Raw genomic sequence first — 5,560 nt, forward strand, 5'->3', positions numbered from 1 at the left:
TTCGTCATCTCGATCTCCTAATTGATAAGATGAACCAGAAATCCTCCCTTATTCAAATCCTCAAATCTGTCCCACCGGCGCTGACGTCAGACAGCATGGCGGATTGAATAGATCTTGTGCTTCGGTGACGGAAACAGGGAACGGGCTCGAAAATATTTGTTCAGCGTCTGGGAGAGTGTTTCCTCGCGGTTCTTGTACCTGGGAAAGCCGTCCGGATGAAATCGCATGGCTGCCAGTGCGACACCCGTAAGCGGCACAAGCCGGATCGACGAGGTCGTTTTGATTTCTCGCGGATCGGCCCGATCAGCCCGGGGCGCTATCGCTATGTGGGGAACTTCGTGATCAAGGTGAATCTGTTCAGTCACCAGATTACAGATCTCAGAAGGCCTAGCGCCCGTTTCGATCAGAATCTGTACGATATGACGTGCTTCTTCGTTCAAGCCTGATAGCGCGCCCGGTGCCAATACACACCTCTCAAGCCATTCAGCAGAGAATGGAGGCCGCTGGGCGCTATTCTTGTCGCGGAATGATAGGTTCGCAAACGGATTACTGTCCGACGATACACCCTGATAGCGTTGATAGGATCGCCAGATGTTGCGAAGGCAGCCGATATCCTTATTGCCGGACGAAGCGCTTCTTTGGGCGGGGCCGTCAGCCGGTGCAATCTTCTCCCGCCAGTATCGGTAGAGTTTCAGGGCATCCTCGCGATCGATTTCATCGAAATATTTGTCTCCGGCAACCGCAATGAAGTTTGAAACAGCCCGGCGCCGCACCTTCGTCCAGTTTCGCCTCTGTGTAGCACTCTTGCCTGTAACTTCCGATGCAGCAATCTCTGTCAGGTAAAGCTCGAAGGCCTCGGACAATCGCACGCGCGGCCGAGGCTCAAGTCCCAAAACCGCCGTAGCATCCATACTTTTTGGCGGAGAAGCCGACAATGCGTCGAGTCGAGCCATGATCTGATCGCCGGTCTCACTTGCCATGACATCGGCTGCCGGACGATAGGTGAAGTCCAGAGCACGCGCACGTGCCACGGCTGCGCGGTAGCGTGTGTCCGCCTTGCTGCGGTCATCACCCCCCAAATATGCGCCCCACAATGCGTTGTCCGCCTCTTCGTAGGCATCACGTTTGATCCGCGCCATCGCAAGATCACGAGTCCCGAGCGAAATTCGAATAGCCGGCGCTCGGGGATCAAGGTCTATCGCAAGCTTCGGCACCCGCCGAACGTACATGTAAATACCTTGTCGCGTGGTGAGAAAGCGGTCAGGATTCTTTCCTTTGGACGTGGTTCGCATAGCGCTCGTTACCCAATTTGCTGCACACTTTGTTGCACGCAAAAGGCATTGAGCGCAATATCCAAGGAAGATGTTTCATAATTTTCGATTGAAAAACAAAAACTTAATGAAGAGCAACGGTGAGAAATTTGGTGCCCCTTGCCGGAATCGAACCAGCACTCCTTTCGGAACCTGATTTTGAGTCAGGCGCGTCTACCAGTTCCGCCAAAGGGGCTTGAGCCTCAGGTTTCAGGCAGTTGCGGCGGACTATACGAACATCAGCCGTCCCGTCAACAGACTTTTGATCCAGCGCATGGAAAAAACGCTGTCACGCTGTTTTGATGCATGGACAAAGCATGCAGGATTTACGATCTTCTCGCGATATTCTAATTCATACGCACCTCTCATTTCCGGATCATCCATGCTTCGAAAGCTCTACAACTGGACCATGTCGCTCGCAGCCACGCGCAATGCGGAGCGGGCGCTGTTTACAGTTTCATTCGCTGAAAGTTCGTTCTTCCCGATCCCGCCAGACGTGCTGATGATCCCGATGGTGATCTCCAAACCGGCGAAGTGGTTCAGGGTCGCCCTGATCTGTACACTCGCGTCAATCCTTGGTGCCGTCGGCGGCTATCTGATCGGTATGTTTCTTTTTGAAGCCATAGGACAGCCGATCCTGGCTTTTTATGGCAAAGAGGCATCCTTCGAGAAAATCGCCGAATGGTATAATACATGGGGCGGCTGGGGTGTTTTGTTCGCGGCAATCACGCCATTTCCATATAAGGTGCTGACGATTTTCTCCGGTGCCACCGGCCTCAATTTCGCTGTTTTCCTGCTCGTAAGCGTTATCGGACGCTCGTTCCGCTTTTTCCTGATCGCCTATCTCCTGCACCATTTCGGCGCGCCGATCCGCGATTTCATCGAGAAATATCTCGGGCTTCTGTTCACCCTGTTCGTCGTTCTTCTGATCGGCGGCTTTTACCTCGTCAAATTCGTCTTTTAGGTTCTGACCCATGATCCCCAATATTATCAGCCGCAACCGCCTCGTCATCGCGCTCAGCCTGACAACACTGGGTATGGCCGTATCGGTCGGCTCAGCACTGGGGTTCGAACATATCGGCGGATACATTCCATGCCATCTTTGTCTGTTGGAACGAAATCCTTACTATATCGGCGTACCGGTCGGCATTGCCGGCCTGCTGGCGTATCGCTTCAACATATTACCCGGCCTGCTGGGCAGGCTCGCCCTGCTGATCATTGCCGGCCTGATGATCTGGGGCATGGGCATGGGAATTTACCACTCCGGCGTTGAATGGCATTGGTGGGCCGGGCCGACAGATTGTTCCGGTGCCCTCGACAGCGTCACCAAGGATGTTTCAACCCTGCTCTCAGACCTGAACACCGTAAAAGGCCCGAAATGCGATGAAGCCGCCTTGCGTGTTCTGGGGCTTTCTTTTGCAGGCTGGAATGTTGTGGTCAGCATCATTATCGCCGCCATTGCAATCTGGGGCGTTGGCAAGGCCAGGCGATAAGGCGCTCTAAGTTCAGCTTCAGGCAAGCTGTGCCTCATGAGTTTCGTCAAGAAATTCTGCTCATGAGCATAAGAATGCGCTGGATCAAATCGCCTGCGGCAAAATCGGTTATGCGGTTCATCAAGCAACCAACACCGACAGGCCGGAGATCAGCCACATGTCCACGCGGGAAAATCAGATTGTAAAGTCCGAGCTTCTTATGCCCGCAGGCTCGCTGGAGCGGCTGAAAGTGGCCGTTCTATATGGTGCCGATGCCGTGTACCTTGGCACACCGGATATGTCGCTTCGCACGAAGTCAAAGTTTTCGCTGGACGACATCACAGAAGGCATTGCCTTTGCCCATGCAAACGGTGTTCGGGTCTACCTGACGCTGAACCTGTTCACGCACAACAAGGACATTGCCAAACTCCCGGACTACGTCAGCACACTGAGAGACATCTCACCGGACGGCATCATCGTCGCTGATCCAGGCGTCTTCCGGTTTCTGAAGACAGAGCTTCCGGAGATCAGCCTTCACGTTTCAACACAGGCAAATGTCTGCTCGTGGATAACTGTCGATTTCTGGAAAGAAATGGGTGCCGATCTCGTTGTGCTGGCACGTGAGGTCACATTCTCAGAGCTTGCGGAAATCCGCGAGCACTGCCCGGATGTGCGACTGGAAAGCTTTATTCACGGTGCCATGTGCATGACCTATTCTGGCCGTTGCCTCCTGTCCAACTTCATGGCTGAGCGCGGAGCCAATCAGGGCAATTGTGCCAATTCCTGCCGCTGGCAATACAAGGTGCACATGCGCCTGAAGGATGGCACGACAAAGGCTCTGGAACTCACTGAAGAAAATATGGAGCTGTTCGAATTCGTGCTGGAAGAAGGCTGCAGACCCGGGGAGCTGATGCCGATTGAGGAAGATATGCGCGGCTCCTATATCCTGAACTCCAAGGATATGTGCCTGATGCCGCGTCTGAATGATTTGCTACGGATCGGTGTCGACAGTCTGAAAGTCGAAGGCCGCAACAAGAGCGCCTATTATGTCGCGACCGTTGCCAGAGCCTACCGCCGCGCGATCGACGCCTATTACCGGGATCCGGACCAATGGACCGCAGAACCCTATATGCGTGAGCTGGAGGCGGCTGGCAATCGTGGCTACACCATCGGCTTCCATGAAGGGCGGCTGAAAAACTACGCCCACAACTATGACAACACCAAAACAACAGCCCCGTGGGAGTTTGCAGGCATAGTGAATGAAACCCGCGAAGATGGGCTGGTAGTCGAGGTCAAGAACCGGCTGGAGGCCGGTGACGTTCTGGAGTTTCTGCCCCCTGCCCCTGAGATAGAACCGGTTCTGCTGCGGCTTTATGAGTTTCAGCTTGATGGCTTTGAAGGCACTTCGCTTCTGACGGCTGAGGGTGCAAGGAAGCATAGGATATTCATTCCCTATTCGGCATTTGACCGTGAAAACCCCGAATTGGTGCGCAAGAACTTTCCTCCCTATAGCGTCGTGCGCAAGGAAACGATGCTCAGCGAAGAAGAGTGGCAGAGGCTGAAACTTGACCGGCTTGCACGGCGGGTCGAACTGAACGACACGACAAGCGACAGGGCTTATTACCGGCAGAGAGACCGCCTGCAGGAGGCAATCAGCGCCGAAACCATGGACAAACGCGCACGCACCTCAAGACGCGGCATCGAAGGGTGCTGCGGACGCGGCTGCAATGGCTGTGTGATTTTCTGGAATGACCCGGTCTATGCGCGTGCCCGACAGATTCTTGCCAGCAAGAAACACGGCGAAATGCTGGATAGCAACATGCGCGAACCGGCAAACCGCTCATAAATCAGCTGAACCAGATCAACATAAAGCATCATGCTTTCGGTTGATCTGACAGTTCCTGAGAAAGCTTAAAAAACACTGGCAGGGGTTTTATGGCTCCAGCTCGGTATCCCAGTAAAGATAGTCTATCCAGCTTTCATGCAGATAATTCGGCGGGAACATCCGGCCATTATTGTGCAGATCCTGAACCGTCGGCTGGAATGGCAACTGCTCCGGGATCATCCCGGCAGCGCGCGGCATTTTCGATCCCTTTTTGAGGTTACAAGGCGAGCACGCCGCAACGACATTGTCCCATGTCGTTTCACCGCCGCGGCAGCGTGGAACGACATGGTCAAAAGTCAGGTCTTCACGGGAGCCGCAATACTGACACTGAAAACGGTCGCGAAGGAACACGTTGAAGCGCGTAAAGGCAGGGTTGCGCGAAGGCTTCACATAAGTTTTCAGGCAAACAACACTTGGAAGCCGCATGGAAAAGCTTGGCGAGGATACGGCATGGTCATACTCGGCGATGATATTCACACGGTCGAGAAAGACAGCCTTGATCGTGTCCTGCCAGGACCATAACGACAAGGGATAATAGCTCAGCGGCCTGTAGTCAGCATTCAGCACAAGTGCCGGCAGGGCCTGAGGCGAAACTGCAATCGTCAAGTTACTCTCCTGATCGATTCGGCATCTATCATCTGTATATTAGGCCTGTTGTTACAGTATTGTGAAGCCTGATTAATTAACGATTGAAATTCAACTTTTCGTGTCGCTGCCTTTACTCTATCCTACCGGAATAACTTCTCTTTTCAGAGCCTGACCGAAAAAGAGTTGAGTGATTTCAGCAGGATGTGATTTCATCGGATTTGCGAAGAAACGATGGAGCACACGATGGCCTGGACCGAAATCACCCGGCGGCAATATGTCCGCAAATCAGCCCGCTATGCAAGCGA

The 5,560-nt window shown here is 53.6% G+C and carries 5 protein-coding genes, 1 tRNA gene and 1 pseudogene; 4 read left to right on the forward strand and 3 right to left on the reverse strand.

What is annotated here, in order from left to right; translation table 11 throughout:
- Positions 1-86: 86 nt before the first annotated feature.
- The gene (locus EDC90_RS20335; RefSeq protein ID WP_165972924.1) at positions 87-1,139 is read right to left on the reverse strand and encodes a tyrosine-type recombinase/integrase; all 1,053 of its coding nucleotides are present in this window, start codon (positions 1,137-1,139) and stop codon (positions 87-89) included.
- A 282-nt stretch (positions 1,140-1,421) separates the two neighbouring features.
- Positions 1,422-1,506, reverse strand: a tRNA-Leu gene (locus tag EDC90_RS20340).
- A gap of 186 nt (positions 1,507-1,692) precedes the next feature.
- On the opposite strand from EDC90_RS20340, the gene EDC90_RS20345 reads away from it, so the two are divergent.
- The 3 genes from EDC90_RS20345 to EDC90_RS20355 all read left to right on the forward strand — a co-directional run bounded on the left by EDC90_RS20345 (position 1,693) and on the right by EDC90_RS20355 (position 4,628).
- Complete coding sequence (locus tag EDC90_RS20345) at positions 1,693-2,274, forward strand: YqaA family protein (RefSeq protein WP_132314339.1); 582 nt, start codon at positions 1,693-1,695, stop codon at positions 2,272-2,274.
- Positions 2,275-2,284: 10 nt separating this feature from the next.
- Positions 2,285-2,803: a disulfide bond formation protein B gene (locus EDC90_RS20350; RefSeq protein ID WP_132314340.1), complete on the forward strand. Its 519-nt coding sequence runs from the start codon at positions 2,285-2,287 to the stop codon at positions 2,801-2,803.
- Between the two features lie 157 nt (positions 2,804-2,960).
- Positions 2,961-4,628: a peptidase U32 family protein gene (locus EDC90_RS20355; protein ID WP_132314341.1), complete on the forward strand. Its 1,668-nt coding sequence runs from the start codon at positions 2,961-2,963 to the stop codon at positions 4,626-4,628.
- An 87-nt stretch (positions 4,629-4,715) separates the two neighbouring features.
- On the opposite strand, the gene EDC90_RS20360 is transcribed toward EDC90_RS20355, so the two are convergent.
- Positions 4,716-5,273, reverse strand: coding sequence for an HNH endonuclease (locus EDC90_RS20360; RefSeq protein ID WP_132314342.1), 558 nt, complete (start codon positions 5,271-5,273; stop codon positions 4,716-4,718).
- Between the two features lie 185 nt (positions 5,274-5,458).
- Here EDC90_RS20360 and EDC90_RS20365 point away from each other — a divergent pair.
- Positions 5,459-5,560 (forward strand): annotated as a pseudogene (locus tag EDC90_RS20365) (IS5/IS1182 family transposase); the annotation flags it as partial.

This window comes from Martelella mediterranea, assembly GCF_004342225.1.
GTDB classification, from domain to species: Bacteria; Pseudomonadota; Alphaproteobacteria; order Rhizobiales; family Rhizobiaceae; genus Martelella; species Martelella mediterranea_B.

Coding starts and splice junctions, on each gene's coding strand:
- EDC90_RS20335 (WP_165972924.1), bottom strand. CDS start 1,139: ATGGCGCGGATCAAACGTGATGCCTACGAAGAGGCGGACAACGCATTG.
- EDC90_RS20345 (WP_132314339.1), top strand. CDS start 1,693: ATGCTTCGAAAGCTCTACAACTGGACCATGTCGCTCGCAGCCACGCGC.
- EDC90_RS20350 (WP_132314340.1), top strand. CDS start 2,285: ATGATCCCCAATATTATCAGCCGCAACCGCCTCGTCATCGCGCTCAGC.
- EDC90_RS20355 (WP_132314341.1), top strand. CDS start 2,961: ATGTCCACGCGGGAAAATCAGATTGTAAAGTCCGAGCTTCTTATGCCC.